Source organism: Pseudomonas sp. UBA7530, from assembly GCF_002479365.1.
Lineage (GTDB): Bacteria > Pseudomonadota > Gammaproteobacteria > Pseudomonadales > Pseudomonadaceae > Aquipseudomonas.
Window position 1 is genome coordinate 702,213 of the sequence record NZ_DLMS01000011.1, and the last position, 17,129, is coordinate 719,341.

General features: G+C 64.2%; 13 protein-coding genes and 1 riboswitch. Of the genes, 4 read left to right on the forward strand and 9 right to left on the reverse strand.

Translation table 11 applies throughout. From position 1 onward, the window contains the following. Positions 1-40 precede the first annotated feature (40 nt). From B2U07_RS17165 to ahcY, 4 genes are all read right to left on the reverse strand, one after another. Positions 41-805 (reverse strand): DUF3142 domain-containing protein, encoded by a 765-nt coding sequence (locus tag B2U07_RS17165; RefSeq protein WP_275545571.1) that lies wholly within the window; start codon positions 803-805, stop codon positions 41-43. Next, positions 775-2,937, reverse strand: a complete 2,163-nt coding sequence (locus B2U07_RS17170) for a hypothetical protein (protein WP_296277398.1) — start codon at positions 2,935-2,937, stop codon at positions 775-777. The genes B2U07_RS17165 and B2U07_RS17170 overlap by 31 nt, the downstream gene beginning before the upstream one ends. A gap of 46 nt (positions 2,938-2,983) precedes the next feature. After that, a complete protein-coding gene (gene metF, locus B2U07_RS17175; protein WP_197858048.1) occupies positions 2,984-3,829 on the reverse strand; it encodes a methylenetetrahydrofolate reductase [NAD(P)H] in 846 nt (281 codons plus the stop codon). 101 nt (positions 3,830-3,930) lie between these two features. Then, the gene (gene ahcY / locus B2U07_RS17180) at positions 3,931-5,322 is read right to left on the reverse strand and encodes an adenosylhomocysteinase (RefSeq protein ID WP_296277399.1); all 1,392 of its coding nucleotides are present in this window, start codon (positions 5,320-5,322) and stop codon (positions 3,931-3,933) included. 21 nt (positions 5,323-5,343) lie between these two features. Further along, a riboswitch (S-adenosyl-L-homocysteine riboswitch) is annotated at positions 5,344-5,428 on the reverse strand. Positions 5,429-5,569: 141 nt separating this feature from the next. Here ahcY and B2U07_RS17185 point away from each other — a divergent pair. Further along, the gene (locus tag B2U07_RS17185) at positions 5,570-6,190 is read left to right on the forward strand and encodes a TetR/AcrR family transcriptional regulator (protein ID WP_275545567.1); all 621 of its coding nucleotides are present in this window, start codon (positions 5,570-5,572) and stop codon (positions 6,188-6,190) included. A gap of 69 nt (positions 6,191-6,259) precedes the next feature. On the opposite strand, the gene preA is transcribed toward B2U07_RS17185, so the two are convergent. From preA to hydA, 3 genes are all read right to left on the reverse strand, one after another. Next, a complete protein-coding gene (gene preA / locus B2U07_RS17190) occupies positions 6,260-7,534 on the reverse strand; it encodes an NAD-dependent dihydropyrimidine dehydrogenase subunit PreA (RefSeq protein ID WP_197858045.1) in 1,275 nt (424 codons plus the stop codon). Continuing rightward, positions 7,535-8,902 (reverse strand): NAD(P)-dependent oxidoreductase, encoded by a 1,368-nt coding sequence (locus B2U07_RS17195; protein WP_275545566.1) that lies wholly within the window; start codon positions 8,900-8,902, stop codon positions 7,535-7,537. A 115-nt stretch (positions 8,903-9,017) separates the two neighbouring features. Continuing rightward, positions 9,018-10,457, reverse strand: coding sequence for a dihydropyrimidinase (gene hydA, locus B2U07_RS17200; protein ID WP_275545565.1), 1,440 nt, complete (start codon positions 10,455-10,457; stop codon positions 9,018-9,020). Between the two features lie 578 nt (positions 10,458-11,035). On the opposite strand from hydA, the gene B2U07_RS17205 reads away from it, so the two are divergent. The 3 genes from B2U07_RS17205 to B2U07_RS17215 all read left to right on the forward strand — a co-directional run bounded on the left by B2U07_RS17205 (position 11,036) and on the right by B2U07_RS17215 (position 14,609). After that, the gene (locus tag B2U07_RS17205) at positions 11,036-12,523 is read left to right on the forward strand and encodes an NCS1 family nucleobase:cation symporter-1 (RefSeq protein ID WP_197858042.1); all 1,488 of its coding nucleotides are present in this window, start codon (positions 11,036-11,038) and stop codon (positions 12,521-12,523) included. 74 nt (positions 12,524-12,597) lie between these two features. Beyond that, a complete protein-coding gene (locus B2U07_RS17210; protein WP_197858041.1) occupies positions 12,598-13,881 on the forward strand; it encodes a Zn-dependent hydrolase in 1,284 nt (427 codons plus the stop codon). 281 nt (positions 13,882-14,162) lie between these two features. Then, positions 14,163-14,609, forward strand: coding sequence for a c-type cytochrome (locus tag B2U07_RS17215; RefSeq protein WP_275545564.1), 447 nt, complete (start codon positions 14,163-14,165; stop codon positions 14,607-14,609). On the opposite strand, the gene B2U07_RS17220 is transcribed toward B2U07_RS17215, so the two are convergent. Both B2U07_RS17220 and ligB read right to left on the reverse strand, forming a co-directional pair. Beyond that, the gene (locus tag B2U07_RS17220) at positions 14,603-14,998 is read right to left on the reverse strand and encodes a DUF1090 domain-containing protein (protein WP_197858039.1); all 396 of its coding nucleotides are present in this window, start codon (positions 14,996-14,998) and stop codon (positions 14,603-14,605) included. The genes B2U07_RS17215 and B2U07_RS17220 overlap by 7 nt on opposite strands. 82 nt (positions 14,999-15,080) lie before the next feature. Next, complete coding sequence (ligB, locus tag B2U07_RS17225; RefSeq protein WP_275545562.1) at positions 15,081-16,772, reverse strand: NAD-dependent DNA ligase LigB; 1,692 nt, start codon at positions 16,770-16,772, stop codon at positions 15,081-15,083. Positions 16,773-17,129 lie beyond the last annotated feature (357 nt).

Below are 17,129 nucleotides of genomic sequence, written 5' to 3' on the forward strand. Positions count from 1 at the left end.
GGTTGTCGCAGCGAATGTTGCGGTCGTCGGTGGCTGGCGCTCAGGGTGTGTTGGCTGGCGTAGTGGTTGCGGCTTCGCTCGGGTTCAGCAGAAATACCACATAGCCGCGGAACCAGGGACTGCTTTGCAGGTAATCCGGCGCCTGCCATTCGCCGTTTTGTATCAGGCCGATGCGAAACGGCAGTTGCAGTCGCGCGATGCTCGGCAGGTAGCGCGAGTAACCGGGGATGCTGTGGTGGCCCTGGTAGGTCTGCATCACCACTTCATCGACCACCCCGGCGAGACGGTTGAGCGCCGCCGGGTCGGCGTTGCCGGCCCAGTCGAGCAGGCCGGTGATGCTCAGGCGGTACTGCTGCGGCAGGCGCTGGCGCAGGTCTTCGAGGAAGGCGGCATAGCGATCCAGGCGCAGGGTCTGCGCGTCGAAGTCGATCTGCACCCCGGTGACCCGGTTGCCGGCGCGTTGCCAGCGCTGCAACTGACTCAGCAGCAGGGCGAACACCTCCTCGTCCCAGTCCAGGGTATGCGCGCGATACACCACCCAGAGCTCGACGTTCTTCGACAGCCTGGGCGTGGCCGGGTTCTGTGCCTGCATGCGCGCGGGTGGATCGCCGGCGCGGCGCGGGCCGTCGATCTGCCCCTGCAACACGTACAGGGTGTCGGCCTGGGCCAGTACCGGTTGTGGCGTGACGCCGGCCCACAGCCAGAACGCCTGATAATCGGCGGCGTCGACGCGCGCGGCCTGCGCCGGCAGGCCCACCGCCAGCAGGAGCAGGCCTACCAGTAGTACTTGAGTCGCTGCGCCCACTGGGTGTCCGCGTAGCTGCGTTTGAGGGTCTGGAACCACTGCTTGCGCTGGTCCTTGGCGATGTCCTGACGGTCGCAGCTGTTGTAGCCGCTGGGGGCATAGCAGTTGATCGCGCGGAACAGGGCGTAGGCCTTGTCCTCGCGACTAACCTGCGGCGCAGCGAGCAGCATCTGGTAGCCGGCCAGGCGCGAAAAGGACGCGCCCTGGAACTGGCTCGGTACGCTACCCAGCTCGCCGGCGGCTGGCGGCCGGTTCAGCCAGTGATCGTCGAGGCCATGGACGCGGATGAAGTCGCCCAGGCACAGCATGCCCTGGGCATCCTTTGCATCGGCTGCAAGGCGCTCGGCGATCTTGACCAGGCTCGGGCAGGCATAGCCGGCGTCGTTGCCGCCGTTCCAAGCGAACAGACTCGGATCGAGGCGCTGCGCGGGCTGCGTCGATGTGTAGGGGAACTGCGCGTAATCGCCGAGAAAGTCGGTGTAGCGACCGTAATCCAGGTCGCGATAGAGCAGGGTGTACAAGGCGGTTGCCCGCTCGCCCGCAGGTATCTGCTTGTCACCGGCCTGCTGGCGCAGCAGCTCGGGGCCGGTGCCATGGGCCAGCAGGCGCTCGCGGATCGGCGCGGTGGTGATCGGCGAGTCGGCGGCGAACACCTTGTCCAGCTCGCCAATACGCTCGTAGCTCAAGGCCAGGGCCAGTTGCAGCTGGGCCTGCTGCAGCGGGTCTTGGCTGCGTGCCAGCAGCGCCTGCCAGTGCTGCAGTGCCGCAGTCGTCTCACCCCTGGCCTCCAGCGCCAGGCCGCGCAGGGTTTCCTGGCTGAAGGCGAGGGCATTCAGCGGCCCGGAACCGGCATCCGGCAGCGCGGCGAGGGTCCGTTCGGCATCGCCGCCGCGGTAGAAATGCCAGGCAGCGACCAGGTAGGCGTGCAGGCCAGGCTGGCTGGCGAAGCGCGGTTGCTGCGCCTGCAGTTGCTCGAGGCTGAGGCGCGGCTCGCTGTTGCTGCCGGGATCGCGCAGCTGGATCAGGTCGACCATGGCCAGCAGCAGCGGGTCGTCGATGGCATCCGGGGCGAGGCTGGGCAGCAGCTTGCCGTCCAGTTCCTCGATCAGCGCGGGCATGTCGACCTGCTGCGCGCCACGCTCGAATTGCCGGGCAAAGGCCTCGGCAAAATGCCGCGTATCACCGGCAAGCCAGTACACGCGACGTTGCAGGCCGCGCGCCGAGTCGCTGTAGAGACCCTGCGGGTAGTTCTCCAGGTACTGCTCGAAGGCCTTCGCGCTGGCGTCGAGGCTGATTTTATCGACCTGCTCGGGGCTGAAGAAACCGTATTCATCGAAGGCGTTGAGCTGCGCCCGGTTCAGCGCGACACGGCCGAGCAGGTACTGGGCGGTTTCGCTCAGCCAGGGCTGCTCGCTGTGTGCGAGTTCGGCGAAACGTTCACGCGCCTGGTCGAAGTCGCCGCGATAGAACGCGTCGGCGCCGCGCAGGTAGTTGCCGAAGGCCTGCGCAGCGGGCGACCGCAGTTGCTCCGCCTGCGGGAGGATGTCCTGCGCTTGCGGATCGCCCTCGCCGCACAGGCTCAGCAGGCTGCGCCGCGAGCGGGCCAGCGCCTGCGCTTCGCTCGCGGCCAGCGCTGGCGTGGCGCTGAGAGCGTCGACGAAGCCGCGCATGGCCTGCAGGTCATTGCTGCGGCAGCGATTGCCCTCGCCTTCGGCGAACTGATGCACGGCGAAGGCATCCGCTTCGCTGTCGACGCCCAGGCGCTGCAGGGCCTGGGTCAGGTACGCCACGTCCGGATCGACGCTTTGCTCGTCTGCCTCGGCCGCTTCGCTGCGAGCGCGGCTCGAGTCGAGCATGCCGAGGCTGAAGGGCACCAGTCCGTAGCCGTATTCGTAACCTTCAAGTGCCAGCGGTTCGCGCGTCAGCTTCAGGTGGCCGGCGTCGTCGAGCAGCAGTTGCAGGTTGACGCGGCTGTCGTTGCCGGGGCTGAGAAAGGCCAGGTTGTTGCACCCCGAGAGCTGGTCGGAAATCAGCTTCCAGCTCGGTGTGCAGGTCATGTCGGAGCTGGCCTGTGCAGTGGGCGAGGACAGGCCGGCGAGCAGGGCGAGGGGGAAGAGGTGCTTGATTGTCATAGGGCTCATCCTTGAGCGCGGGAGCCGCTGTGCGGCTCCCTGCCCGTCAACGTTTGAGGTCGAGGTTGTTCCAGATGGCCAGGCTGGGGCCGGCCAGGTTCATGCTGTAGAAGTGCAGGCCCGGCGCACCACCCTGCAGCAGGCGTTCGCACATCTCGGTGATCACCTGCTCGCCGAAGGCGCGGATGCTGTCGCTGTCGTCGCCATAGGCTTCCAGCTGCTTGCGCACCCAGCGCGGGATTTCCGCGCCGCAGGCGTCGGAGAAGCGTGCCAGCTTGCTGTAGTTGGTGATTGGCATGATGCCCGGCACCACGGGGATATCCACGCCCAGCTTGCGCACGCGCTCGACGAAGTAGAAGTAGCTGTCGGCGTTGAAGAAGTACTGGGTGATGGCGCTGTCGGCACCGGCCTTGGCCTTGCGCACGAAGTTGGCGATGTCGCTTTCGAAGTTGCGCGCCTGCGGATGCATCTCCGGGTAGGCGGCCACTTCGATGTGGAAGTGATCGCCGGTTTCGTTGCGGATGAACTCGACCAGCTCGTTGGCGTAGCGCAGCTCACCGCTGGCCATGCCCATACCGGACGGCAGATCGCCGCGCAGCGCGACGATGCGCCTGATGCCGGCATTCTTGTACAGGTTGAGCAGCTCACGCAGCTCGGCCTTGCTGTCGCCGACGCAGGACAGGTGCGGGGCGGTGGGCACCTTCACTTCGCCATCGAGTTGCAGCACGGTGTTGAGTGTACGGTCGCGGGTCGAGCCTCCGGCACCGTAGGTGCAGGAGAAGAAGTCGGGCTTGTAGGTCGCCAGCTGACGCGCCACGTCCATCAGTTTTTCATGCCCGGCTTCGGTCTTGGTGGGGAAGAACTCGAAGCTGTAGCGGCGTTCTTGAGTCATGGAGAAGGTTCTCTTCTCAGCGGCAAGCTACAAGCCACAAGCTGCAAACAGAGCGGTTCGGCGCCTGCTTGCAGCTTGCAGCTTGCAGCTTGTGGCTGCTGTTAGTAGCGGTAGGTATCGGGCTTGAACGGACCGTCGACGGTCACGCCGATGTATTCGGCCTGCTGCTTGGTCAGCTGGGTGACGACGCCACCGAAGCCCTTGACCATTTCCAGGGCGACTTCCTCGTCCAGCTTCTTCGGCAGCACTTCCACGGTCAGGCGCTGGGCCTTGTGCTCGGGCAGCATGTCGGCGAACTTCTGCTCGAACAGGAAGATCTGCGCCAGCACCTGGTTGGCGAACGAGCCGTCCATGATGCGGCTCGGGTGGCCGGTGGCGTTGCCCAGGTTCACCAGGCGGCCTTCGGCCAGCAGGATCAGGTAGTCGTCGTTGGCCGGGTCGAATTGACCGGCGCCGGTGCGGTGGATCTTGTGCACCTGCGGCTTGACCTCTTCCCATGCCCAGTTCTTGCGCATGAAGGCAGTGTCGATTTCGTTGTCGAAGTGACCGATGTTGCAAACCACGGCGCGTTTCTTCAGGGCCTTGAGCATGCCGGCGTCACAGACGTTGGCGTTGCCGGTGGTGGTGACGATCAGGTCGATCTTGCCCAGCAGCGCCTTGTCGATGCAGGCGTCGGTGCCGTCGTTACGGCCGTCGATGTATGGCGAAACCAGCTCGTAGCCGTCCATGCAGGCCTGCATGGCGCAGATCGGGTCGATCTCGGACACCTTGACGATCATGCCTTCCTGGCGCAGCGAGGCGGCCGAGCCCTTGCCCACGTCACCGTAGCCGATGACCAGCGCCTGCTTGCCCGACAGCAGGTGGTCGGTGCCGCGCTTGATGGCGTCGTTGAGGCTGTGACGGCAGCCGTACTTGTTGTCGTTCTTGCTCTTGGTGACCGCGTCGTTGACGTTGATCGCCGGGACTTTCAGGGTGCCGGCCTTGAGCATGTCGAGCAGACGGTGCACACCGGTGGTGGTTTCTTCGGTGACGCCGTGGATGCGCTCGAGCATCTGCGGGTATTTCTTGTGCAGGATTTCGGTCAGGTCACCGCCGTCGTCGAGCACCATGTTGGCGTCCCACGGCTGGCCGTCCTTGAGGATGGTCTGCTCGATGCACCACTCGTATTCTTCTTCGGTCTCGCCCTTCCAGGCGAATACCGGGATGCCGGCGGCGGCGATGGCGGCGGCGGCCTGATCCTGGGTGGAGAAGATGTTGCAGGAGGACCAACGCACTTCGGCACCCAGGGCGGTCAGCGTCTCGATCAGCACGCCGGTCTGGATGGTCATGTGGATGCAGCCGAGGATCTTCGCGCCCTTGAGCGGCTGGCTGGCGGCGTACTTGCGGCGCAGGCCCATCAGCGCCGGCATCTCGGATTCGGCGATGATCAGCTCGCGGCGGCCCCAATCGGCCAGGGAAATATCGGCGACCTTGTAGTCGTTGAAAGCGCTCATTAAAGCTCTCCATTCGTTGTCTGCGAATGGGCGCCGTTGATGCGTTTGGATAACGCCCCGGGCGAGCCTGACAGCCTTTCAGGCTGCTGCAGCGCCCCTCGACCGGGTGGCGGGAGCGACCGGAGCTGTGCCGGTCGTTTGAAACTGGCGGATTATAGCTGCGTGCGGCGTGCAGCCCAAGGCTTTCCGTCGCTCCGTTACCATCGCAGGTGGTAGCCTTGGCAGGTCTAGTCGCAACGGATCGGCCATGGCCAACCACAAAATCGAAATTCGCCGCCGCAACGTCAAGAAGATCCTCCTGGCCGCCGAAAAGGTCTTCGCCGAGAAAGGCTATGGCGGCACCGCCATGGCCGATATCGCCGAGCTGGCTGAATTGCCGCGCTCGAACCTGCACTACTATTTCAGCACCAAGGACGAGCTGTACCGTGCCGTGCTGCTCGACCTGCTCGAAGTCTGGAAACAGGACGCCCAGTGCTTCGAGGTGTTCGATGATCCGCGCGTGGTTCTGAGCAGCTACATTCGCGCCAAGATGAACCACTCGCGCAGCCGGCCGTATGGCTCAAAGGTCTGGGCCAACGAGATTATCCACGGCGCGCCGGTGCTCGGCGTCACCCTCGACGAGGGCCTTTACGACTGGGCGAAGATGAAGGAGGCGAAGATCCGTCAGTGGGTCGAGACGGGGCGCATCGTGGCTGTCGAGCCCTCGGCGCTGCTCTATATGATCTGGGCCTCGACCCAGCATTACGCCGACTTCAGCCATCAGGTGACGGTACTCAACGAGCACCGGTTGCTATCCGACATGCAATTCGAACGAGCGGTGCAGACCGTGACCAGCGTGATCTTGCGCGGTATAGGCCTGGAGCCGTAACCGCGTGGCGGGGTGCGTCGTGCCCAGCGAAGCCGCGCAAAGGCTTCCTGGGCACGGCGCACTTGCCGGTCACGAGGCCGCGCGATAGGGATTGCGCGGGTCGTGGTTCCAGTCAAGGAAGGGCTTGCCGCTATCCTGCGGCACCATCTCGATACAGTCCGTCACCGGGCAGGTGATCTGGCACAGATTGCAGCCCACACATTCTGCGTCGATCACTTCGTACTTATGCGTGCCGTCGGCCTGGGCCAGGCTGGCGATGGCCTGGTGCGAGGTGTCTTCGCAGGCGATGTGACAGCGGCCGCAGCCAATGCAGGCGTCTTGGTCGATTCGGGCGATGACCTGATAGTTGATGTCCAGGTACTTCCAGTCGGTGGTATTGCCCACCGCGCGCCCGGAGAAGTCCGCAAGGCTTGCATGGCCCTGGCTGTCCATCCAGCGCGAGAGGCCGTCTTTCATTTCCTCGACGATGCGAAAACCATGCAGCATGGCCGCCGTGCATACCTGCACGGCGCCGCAGCCCAGCGCCACGAATTCCGCCGCGTCGCGCCAGCTGCCGATGCCGCCGATACCGCAGATCGGCAGGCCGCGGGTCTCGGGGTCGCGGGCGATTTCGGCAACCATGTTCAGCGCAATGGGTTTGACTGCCGAGCCGCAGTAGCCGCCGTGGGTGCTCTGCGTGCCGACTATGGGGTGGGCGACCATGCGCTCGAGATCGACGCTGGTGATGGAGTTGATGGTGTTGATCAGCGACACGGCGTCGGCGCCACCGCGATGGGCCGCGCGTGCGGAGGTGCGGATGTCGGTGATGTTCGGCGTCAGTTTGACGATCACCGGCAGTGAGCAATAGGTCTTGCACCAGCGCGTGACCATCTCCACGTATTCCGGCACCTGGCCGACGGCCGCGCCCATGCCGCGCTCGGGCATGCCGTGCGGGCAGCCGAAGTTCAGCTCGATGCCGTCGCAGCCGGTGGCTTCCACCAGCGGCAGGATGGCTTTCCAGGATTCTTCGACGCAGGGCACCATCAGCGAAACGATCAGCGCGCGATCCGGCCAGTCCTTTTTCACCTGGGTGATTTCGCGCAGGTTGATTTCCAGCGAACGGTCGGTGATCAGCTCAATATTGTTGATGCCCTGCACCTGGCGGTTGGGGCCGAAGTGCGCGGAGTAGCGCGATGACACGTTGACTGCCGCAGGGTCTTCGCCAAGGGTTTTCCAGACCACACCGCCCCAGCCGGCCTCGAAAGCACGGACGACGTTGTAGGCCTTGTCGGTGGGCGGCGCGCTGGCCAGCCAGAAGGGGTTGGGTGCCTTGATTCCGGCGAAATCGATGGATAGATCGGCCATTTACGCGGCCTCCACATTGAGCATCAGATAAGAGTGGATGGCCTCGGCGGCCAGCTTGCCGTGTTGCACGGCCTGAACGGTGAGGTCCTGGTCTAGGGCGATGCAGTCGCCTCCGGCATACACGCCGGGCACGCTGGTGCGTAGCTGGGCATCGACCCAGATACGCTCGCCCTCGCGTTTCAGCTCGCGGGCCAGTGGGTCGCTCAGCGCCTGGCCGGCGAAGGCCTGGCCGATGGCGGTGAAGATGGCATCGGCGGGCAGCTCGAAGGTCTGCCCGGTGCTGTGCAGGCGACCGTTCTCCACGCGAGTGCGGGCAAAGCGCATGCCGCGCACCTGCCCCTGGTCGTTCAGCAGCACCGCGTCCGGCTGTGCCCAGGTCAGCAGCCGTACCTGGTTGGCCTTGGCGATGTCCTGTTCGTGCTCGGTGGCACCCATCTCCTCGAAGCCGCGGCGATAGACCAGATTGACGTCGCGAGCGCCGAGCTTGCTCATCTGCACCGCCATGTCGATGGCGGTGTTGCCGGCGCCAAGAATGATGCAGCGCTCTGCCACGGGCAGCTGGGTCAGGTCATCGCTTTGGCGCAGTTCACGGATGTATTCGGTGGCCGCGAGCAGGCCCGGCGCCTCTTCGTCCGCCAGTCCGAGGCGTTTGCTGGCGGCCAGACCGATGCCGAGGAACACCGCGTCGAACTGCTGATGCAAGGCGCTCAGGCTGAGGTCATCGCCCAGCCGGTGACCGTGGCGGATCTCGATGCCGCCGATCTGCAGAAGGAACGCCACCTCGCGCTGGGCGAAATCGTCGACCAGCTTGTAGGCAGCGATGCCGTATTCGTTGAGGCCGCCGGCTTTCTCGCGCGCCTCGAAGATCACCACCTCATGGCCATGCATGGCCAGGCGGTGGGCGCAGGACAGGCCAGCCGGGCCGGCGCCGACCACAGCGATGCGTTTGCCACTGGCGGGGGCGCGCTGGAACGGATGTTCGCTGAACTGCGCGTTGTCGATGGCGTACCGTTGCAGCAGGCCGATCAGCACCGGTGCGCATTCCTGGGCGTTGTTGCGCACGCAGGCCTGCTGGCAAAGAATTTCCGTCGGGCAGACGCGGGCGCAACTGCCGCCGAGGATATTGGCCGAGAGAATCTTCTCGGCCGCGCCCTGGATGTTCTCATGGCTGATATTGCGGATGAACGAGGGGATGTCGATCTCGCTGGGGCAGGCGTTGATGCAGGGCGCATCGTAGCAATACAGGCAGCGGGCACTTTCCAGGGCGGCCTGGCGTGCGTTGAGCGGCGGGGCCAGATCGCTGAAACGATCGGCCAGTTCGGCCGCCCCGGCATCCGGGCGCGGCAAATGGCTTAGGGTGTCTATCACGGTTATTGCCTCACGGTTTTGTGGCTTTTATTCGGCAGTTAACAGCGGATAAGCGGCCGTCCGGCCTCTATGGGCCGGTGTGGCTAAGTCATCTATGGTGGGCGTTACGCGCGGCCTAGCGCTCGACGGCAGTTGGTCGGCTGTGCTCGGCGCGCTTGCTCAATAGGTCGAACACCGCCGGGTAGGCCGGTCGCTCGACATAGCGGCCGGCGCCGCGTTCGGCACGCAGCTCGCCATCGATCCAGACCAGCTTGCCGGCGCTGATGGTATGGCTGGGCACGCCGCGGACGGTCTTGCCTTCGAAGATGTTGAAGTCGACCTGCTGGTGATGGGTCTTGGCTGAGATGGTCCGGGTGCCTTGCGGGTCCCAGAGCACCAGGTCGGCATCGGCACCGACTTGCAGCGCGCCTTTGCGCGGGAACAGATTGAAGATTTTCGCGGTGTTGGTGCTGGTCAGCGCAACGAAGTCATTCATCGACAGCTTGCCGCTGTTCACCCCTTCATCCCAGAGCACCGCCATGCGGTCCTCGATTCCTGCCGTTCCGTTGGGAATCTTGCTGAAGTCGTTGCGGCCGGCGGCCTTCTGTTCGGCACAGAAGCAGCAGTGATCGGTGGCGGTGGTGTGCAGGTTGCCCGATTGCAGGCCGCGCCACAGCGCCTGCTGATGCCCGCGCGGGCGGAACGGTGGGCTCATCACATAGCCGGCAGCGGTTTGCCAGTCGGGGTGGCGATAGACGCTGTCGTCCAGCAGCAGATGGCCGGCGAGCACTTCCCCGTATACCGGTTGGCCCTTGGCTCGAGCGTAGGTGATTTCGTCCAGGGCTTCCTGAGTCGAGACGTGCACGAGGTACAGCGGCGTACCCAGTGTTTCAGCGATACGGATGGCGCGGCTGGCAGCCTCGCCCTCGACCTGCGAGGGCCGCGACAGCGGGTGCGCCTCTGGTCCGGTCAGGCCCTGAGCGAGGAGCTTCTGTTGCAGGTGGTAGACCAGCTCGCCATTTTCCGCGTGCACAGTGGGCACTGCACCTAGCTCAAGGCAGCGCTCGAAGCTGGCCACCAGGGTGTCGTCAGCGGCCATGATGGCATTCTTGTAGGCCATGAAGTGCTTGAAACTGTTGACCCCATGCTTCGTTACCAGCTCGCCCATCTCGGTGGCTACCTGCTCGCTCCACCAGGTGATAGCGACATGGAAACCATAGTCGGACGCGGACTTCTCTGCCCAGCCACGCCAGGTGTGGAAGGCTTCGAGCAGTGATTGCTGCGGATTGGGAATGACGAAATCGATGATCGAGGTAGTACCGCCGGCGAGGCCGGCAGCGGTGCCGCTGAAGAAGTCCTCGCTGGCCACCGTACCCATGAAGGGCAGTTGCATGTGGGTGTGCGGGTCGATGCCGCCGGGCATCAGGTACTGGCCGCTGCCGTCGAGCACCTGGCAGCCGGCCGGGGCATCGAGGTTGTCGCCAATGGCCTGGATCAGGCCATCTGCACAGAGCAGATCGGCGCGGTAGCTTCGCTCATGGGTAACCAGGGTGGCGCCACGGATCAACAGCGACATGATGGATTCCTCGCAGGCTGGCCGATGGGTGTCGGCTCTTGGCTTTCTGATGCTGACGAGGACAGTTTTTTATTCCTGTCAGCAGTGACAGGAATTGAATCTAGTTGCAGTAAATGGATTGGGCAAGATTATTTTTTGAACAATTGTAATCTTAGTAAATTATTGAAAAATAAAGGAAATAATTAAAAATCACCAAAATGGTGAGGCCTCTCACCATTTTGACGCACTTGACAGAATGACAATATCGTCAAGATTTCTCATGGAAAATCAGCCGCTTGTGCCAAGGCGTCGAGTGGCCTTGGGGCGGCGAAAAAAATTCGCCTGCACCAGTTTGAAACCTGACTGACAGGACAGGCTGCTCCGAGGATCGCAAGGGGATTGTGCAGGCGAAGTCGGTGGCTTCAGATAAAGCGTTTTCAGATCAGTTGTTTAGTGTCTTCAAGCAGAGAGGATGCAGGCCCGGCGGGGAAATGCGGCACGCTTATTGAGTGGTGCTGCCTCCGTGCTGGCCGGTTCCTGAACTCCGGCCATCGAATTAGCCCGATGCGCTAACAATCAGAAAAATACTGGAGAGGCCCATGCAGCAGAACAGATCGGAAGTGACCGAGCGGGAGGGCTTGTATGAGCTGAACGCTGGCAGCGACGTACTGGACAGCCCGCGCTACAACCACGACATCGCCCCGACCAAGGTGCATCAGCGAACCTGGAACAAGTGGCATATCACCGCGTTGTGGGTCGGCATGTCGATCTGCGTGCCCACCTACACCCTGGGTGGCGTGCTCACCGCGTATTTCGGCCTGTCGGTGGGCGAGGCGCTGCTGGCGATTCTGCTGGCCAACGTGGTGGTGCTGATCCCGCTGACCCTCAATGCCTTCGCCGGCACCAAGTACGGCATCCCGTTCCCGGTATTGCTGCGCTCCTCGTTCGGCATACTCGGCTCCAACGTGCCTTGCCTGATCCGCGCCGTAGTGGCCTGCGGCTGGTTCGGCATCCAGACCATGTTCGGAGGCCTGGCCATTCACCTGTTGCTGGGCTCGATCTTCGACGGTTGGAAAGCGCTCGGCGGTACCGGCGAAGTGATCGGCTTCATGATCTTCTGGGTACTCAACCTATGGATCGTGCTGCGTGGCGCCGAGTCGATCAAATGGCTGGAAACCCTGTCGGCGCCGTTGCTGGTGCTGGTTGGGGCGGGGCTGTTGGTATGGGCACTGCCCAATGTGTCGATGAGCGAGCTGCTGGCGCGGCCGGCCAATCGCCCGGAAGGCGCCAGCGTCATCGGCTACTTCCTCGCCGGGCTGACCGCCATGGTCGGTTTCTGGGCCACCCTGTCGCTGAACATTCCGGATTTCAGCCGCTACGCGAAGAGCCAGAAAGACCAGATTCTCGGGCAGATCTTTGGCCTGCCGCTGACCATGTTCCTTTTCGCTGCGCTCGGCGTGGTGATGACCGCCGCTTCGGAATCGCTGGTGGGGCAGACGGTAGCCGATCCCGTCAGTCTGATCGGGCATATCCAGAGCCCTGGCTGGGTCGCCCTGGCGATGGCGCTGATCATCGTCGCGACCTTGTCGACCAATACTGCGGCGAACATCGTTTCACCGACCAACGACTTCCAGAACATCGCGCCCAAGCTGATCGATCGCACCAAGGCGGTGATCCTCACCGGCCTGATCGGTCTCGGCCTGATGGCCCATGAACTGCTGAAGAAACTTGGCCTGCTGGTTTCCGAGCTGAGCCTGGAGAGCGTGTATTCCAACTGGCTGCTGGGTTACTCCAGCCTACTGGGGCCGATTGCCGGGATCATGGTGGTCGACTACTTCCTGATCAAGAAGCAACAGCTGGACCTGGCTGGCCTTTACCACGATGACGTTTATCCGGCGTGGAACTGGACGGGCTTCGCCGCTTTCGCCGTGCCGGTCGCGCTGACCCTGCTGTCGCTCGGCAGCAGCTCGTTCAGCTGGTTCTACGACTACGGCTGGTTTACCGGCTCCTTCCTGGGCGGCTTGATCTATTTCGGCTTGTGCAGCCTGCGTAGCACAAGGCCGGTGGTAGCCAAGGCGCCGGTTTAAGGCAACAGCAGCGTGACCCGGAGGACGCGCCCTGATGCGCGTCTCAGACAACCAGAGAGGCCGAGGAAATGACCATGAACACTGCCACCGAGGTTCTGCAATCCAGCCAGTCGCACATTAACGGCGAGCGGCTGTGGCAATCACTGATGGAGCTTGCGCAGCTCGGGGCCACCGTCAAGGGCGGGGTATGTCGCCTGGCGCTGACCGACCTCGATCGCCAGGCGCGCGACCTGTTCGTACGCTGGTGTGAGGACGCAGGCTGCAGCGTAACGGTGGACGGCGTCGGCAACATCTTCGCTCGTCGCCCCGGGCGCAACTCCGCCCTGCCACCGGTGATGACCGGCAGCCATATCGATACCCAGCCCACCGGTGGCAAGTTCGACGGTTGCTTTGGCGTGCTGGCCGGCGTCGAGGTGCTGCGTACCCTGAATGACCTGGGCGTGCAGACCGAAGCGCCGCTGGAAGTCGTGGTGTGGACCAATGAGGAAGGCTCGCGCTTCGCCCCCTGCATGATGGGCTCGGGGGTCTTCGCTGAAAAATTCACCTTGGAAGAAACCCTGGCCAAGCGTGACGCGGAAGGCGTCAGCGTCGGCGAGGCACTCAATGCCATTGGCTACGCCGGCCCGCGGGCGGTGAGCGGTCATCCCGTGGGCGCCTACTTCGAAGCGCACATCGAGCAGGGGCCGATTCTCGAAGATCAAGAAAAGACCATCGGCGTGGTGCTTGGCGCGCTCGGGCAGAAGTGGTTCGACCTCAGCCTGAAGGGTGTCGAAGCCCACGCCGGGCCGACCCCGATGCACCTGCGCAAGGATGCCCTGGTCGGCGCTGCGGCCGTGGTCGCGGCGGTCAATCGGGTGGCGCTCGAGCATCAACCGCATGCTTGCGGCACCGTCGGTTGCCTGCAGGCGTACCCTGGCTCGCGCAATGTGATTCCCGGCGAGGTACGCATGACGCTGGACTTCCGCCATCTCGAGCCGGCGCGCCTGGATTCGATGATCGCGCAGGTGCGCGGCGTGATCGAGGCGACCTGCGCCAAGCATGGGCTCAGCTTCGAACTGACGCCGACTGCAGACTTTCCACCGCTGTATTTCGATCAGGGTTGCGTCGAGGCAGTGCGCAGCGCGGCGGCGGGACTGGGCTTGTCGCATATGGACATCGTCAGTGGCGCCGGACACGACGCGATCTTCGTCGCCGAGCTGGGCCCGGCCGGGATGATCTTCGTGCCGTGCGAAGGAGGCATCAGCCACAACGAAATCGAGAACGCCGCTCCGGCTGACCTCGCCGCAGGCTGCGCAGTGCTACTACGCGCCATGCTCGCGGCCTCCATGGCATTGGCGGAGGGAAGGCTGGCGGCCTGACTGGCGAATCAGCAGCGGCTGCCGCCCTCGTTAGGGAGAGGCTGCGCACCCCTTTACCGGCTGCGGAGCCTCCATGGTCCGCGCCTGCGGGTGCGTCCTGGTTCCTATCCGGAGCGGCGACTGCCAGTTTCCTCGGTTCAACAGTCAGTTGGGGCGTTTCCGTACCTGAACCCTGGCTGACCGAAGGACGCGAAAGACAGCCGTTGTGACAAGAGGTCGCTTGGCCCGACCGGAGCGAGCCGCGATACTGGCGGCCCCTTGTCACCCTGGGAAGTCGTTCGATGGTCCTAAAGAAACTCCTCCTCACCTGCGTCTGCGTGACATTGGCCGCGTGTGGCGGGGTCGATCCCGAGTCGCCGTTGGGTAAGCGCCAGGCGTTGTTCAAGCAGATGCTCAAGGTCAGCGAAGACCTCGGCGGCATGCTGCGCAATCGCATTCCCTACGACGAAGCTGCCTTCATCAGCGGCGCTGCCGAGCTCGATAGGCTGTCGCGCGAGCCCTGGCAGCATTTCCCCTCGGTGGCCGACGACGAGCGCAGCAAGGCCAGCCCGGACGTCTGGCAGCGCCAGGAGCAGTTTCAGAAAATGGCGCGCGATCTGGAGCAGGCCACCGCTGCACTGGTGCAGGCGACGACCACGCCGCCGCTACGCCGCTCCGAGTTGGAGCCTGCGGTACAGGCCGTCGAGGATAGCTGCGAGGCCTGCCACAAGGCGTTCCGCGCTTACTGATCGACGCTCGCTTCGGCTTCGGCCTGCTGCAGTTCGGCGCGCGCTTCGGCCAGCTTGGCCTGACGCTTGGCGATCTTCTCCTGATCGCCCGTGCCCATGGCTTCGCGCAGATCCTTTTCGCGCTCCTGCACTTCCTCACGCGCTTCCTTGACGCTAGCCAGGCGCTCCTCATGCAGCGAAGCGTCTTCGCAATGGGCATCGACGTTGCCCAGTGCTCGCCGCAGCCCATCCAGTTCTCTGGTATTGCCGCTCTGCTGCGCGGCGTCGATCTTCTCCTGAAGCACTTGGCGTTTGACGGCGCAGCCACCTTCGCCGTCGGCGGCGAGCAACGGCATGGCATTCAGATTGGCGGCCAGCAGCAGGCCGAACAAAGCGGTATGACGGATCATGATCTTTCTCCTTGGGTCTCTTTCGAAGTGACCTTGACGGTCGCGCGAGGTTCGACCCGATTGAGCCATTGCCTGACCTGGATCAACTGCGCGGTGGATGTGGCGCTGGCTCGAAGCCGGCAACGCCGGCCCGCTGCAATCGCTCGCCAAGGCGCTGCACCTCCGGATGGCTGAAAAAGGCTTGCAGGCGCTCGGCGCTCTTCGGGCCGACGCCCGGATGTTGCAGCCAGTCCTCCTGGCTGCGAGACAGCAGCGCTGGCCAGTCATCCTCCTCGCGTAACTGCAGACCCGGCGGCACGCCAAGTGCCAGCAGCCACTGCTGCATCGAGCGTTGCTGGGCTTTGGCAAAGGCCTGCTGCAACTGCGCGGCGCGCCGTGGGCCGATCCCCGGCAGTAGCTGCAGTTGCTGACTGTCGAGCTCCAGCCAGTCGAGCAGGCCATGCAGTTGCTCGCCGGCCAGCAACGTATTCCAGGTGCCCGGTCCGACGCCTGGCAGGTTAAGACCCCGTTTGCCGGCGAGCCAGTTCAGTCGGGCATGAAACTGCTGCTGACATTCAGCGCTCAGTCGCCAGCAGCTCAGGGCGTGGTAGCGGCCAGGATCGGGCGCGTGCACCTCTGCGCGCTCAGGGCTGCGCCAGATCACCTGGTCGAGGCGTGGAATGGTCAGGCCCGCCAGGCGTATCGACACTTGATCGCCCGGGCGTATGTCCAAGTTCTCCCAGGCTTGCAGCGAACCCAGGGCCACGCGGCTGATGCGTCGTTCATCGAGGTCGACCGGCTGCAGGCGCAGGATCGGCGTGATGCGCCCCGTGCGGCCGATGCTGAAGTCCACCGCCTGGACCACGGCCAGCGCCTGGCTGGCCGGGTATTTCCAGGCGATTGCCCAATGCGGCGCCTCGGCCTGCCAGCGTTCGCCAGAGGGGCGCGCGCCCTGGCGCAGCACCACGCCGTCGCTGGCGAATGGCAGCGGCTGATCGAACCAGCGTCGGCGCCAGTGGCTGGCCTGGTCCGGGCTCTGCAACGCCTGCGTGTAATGCGGGCTGTCGCTGAAGCCGAGCCTGTGCAGGGCTCGCAGGCGCTCGGGCATCTGCTCGGGGCCGTCCGGCCAGTCCCAGACGAACAGGCCGACGGCGTCAGTCTCGTGCTCGTCCAGGGTCTGTCGCGCCATCAGGCCGGCAACCTTGCCCCGCGCACCAGCGCCACCGTCACGGCTTTGCACGTGATCGTCCAGGCGCCAGTAAAGCTCGCCATGCAGCACGGCGTCGAGTGGCTCCGGCAATTGACTCGGTACACCTGGCAATTGCCGGGCGCGGGCCGTCCAGTCCTGTCCCTGGCGTCCGTCACCGCGGCTAATGGCTTGCTGAAGCAGGCCGTTGCGGTAGACCAGCGTGACTGCGACGCCATCGACTTTGGGCTGAATCCACAGGTCATCGCGGCTGGCGATCCATTCGGCTACCGCCGCGTCGTTCAGCTTGCGCAGACCGGTTTGTGCCACCGGGTGAGCGAGCTTGCCCGTGCTGCCCGCCAGCGGTTCCGGCAGGGGGTCGAGAGCGCCTGGAAAACACTGGTGCCAGGATTGCAGGCGCTCGCGAGCCTGATCATAGATCTCATCGGCGACCAGCGAGCGGCCCTGGTTGTGGTAGGCGTCGTCCCATTCGGCGATCTGCTGGCCAAGGGCAAAGAGTTCGGTCTTGGCGCGGCTGGCCGGCCAGTCGGGGCAGAGGGACGCCTGGGCGGTGAATGGGAACAGCAGCAGCGCGATCCAGCGTTTCATGGCAAGCATCCGTGCTTGGGGAGGTAAACTTCAGACTAGACCAATTCGTCGCCTGCGTCGGTTCCGCTTCGGCAATGAAAAAGCCCCGTACACTCAGGCGCGGGTGAAGCGCTCTGATTGGGCGGAGCTGAGCAACTGTGGTAGCGGCCTTGGCCGCGTTGTTTTTCCATCCCGTTCGCGGACAAGTCCGCTCCCACAAGAACTGCTGCTTTTGCCATCAGTGGTTAGGGGGAACCAGTCGCGTAGCCCGGATGCAATCCGGGCTGCGAACGGTGGGGGAGGCTTGGCTGCGATGTTTCTTCTTCACCCCTTTCGCGGACAAGTCCGCTCCCACAAGAGCGGTAGCCTCTTCCCCGG